Origin of the sequence: Tenacibaculum geojense (assembly GCF_042676005.1) — a bacterium.
Classification (GTDB): domain Bacteria; phylum Bacteroidota; class Bacteroidia; order Flavobacteriales; family Flavobacteriaceae; genus Polaribacter; species Polaribacter geojense.
Window position 1 is genome coordinate 1 of record NZ_JBHTJR010000013.1, and the last position, 999, is coordinate 999.

Annotated in this window: 1 pseudogene; it reads left to right on the top strand. The window is 42.8% G+C overall.

The annotated features are described in order from the left end of the window. Positions 1–999 (top strand): annotated as a pseudogene (locus ACFQ1U_RS00665) (hypothetical protein); the annotation flags it as partial.

A 999-nucleotide genomic window follows, 5' to 3' on the forward strand; every position in this document is an offset into this window, starting at 1 on the left:
ATGAAGTAACGGTTCGTGTGGTGAATACCACAACGGGCTGTGATGCTACAAGTTCAGGAATCACAATGACAATATCGCCATCAAATACAGTTTCATCAGCGAGTTCAACACCAACTACAGATTATAATGTAGCAATAACTAATGTAACCCATACAACTACTAACGCTTCAGGTATTAGTAATGATGGTGTTTCAGGAGCAAATGGTTTACCTGCAGGAGTTAGTGCAACATGGTCTGGTGATATAATAACAATTAGTGGTACACCAACAGAGAGTGGTGTTTTTAATTATAGTATTTTATTAACAGGGGGTTGTGGTTCAATTTCAGCTACAGGAACAATTACAGTTAATAGTGTTGTAGATGCGATAGATGATGATTACAGTGCCAGTCCGCTAACTATTGGAGATAGCACGGGCGATGTAACGGATAACGATACTTTAGACGGATCACCAGTGGTTATAGGAAGCAACCCAGGCGAGGTAACCATCACGCCAGATCCAAACGGTACGAATCCAACAGGATTGACCTTAGATCCATTGACAGGAGCGATTAGTATTGATACGGGCACACCATCAGGTACGTATGTAGTAGAATATGAGATATGTGAGAATGGAGCCAATCCAGCAAACTGTGATATAGCGATAGCTACGGTTGTAGTTTCGAATCCAATCGATGCGATAGACGATGATTACAGTGCCAGTCCGCTAACTATTGGAGATAGCACGGGCGATGTAACGGATAATGATACTCTAGACGGATCACCAGTGGTTATAGGAAGCAACCCAGGCGAGGTAACCATCACGCCAGATCCAAATGGTACGAATCCAACAGGATTGACCTTAGATCCGTTGACAGGAGCGATTAGTATTGATGCGGGTACACCATCAGGTACGTATTTAGTAGAATATGAGTTATGTGAGAATGGAGCCAATCCAGCAAACTGTGATATAGCGACAGCTACGGTTGTAGTTTCGAATCCAATCGATGCGATAGACGATG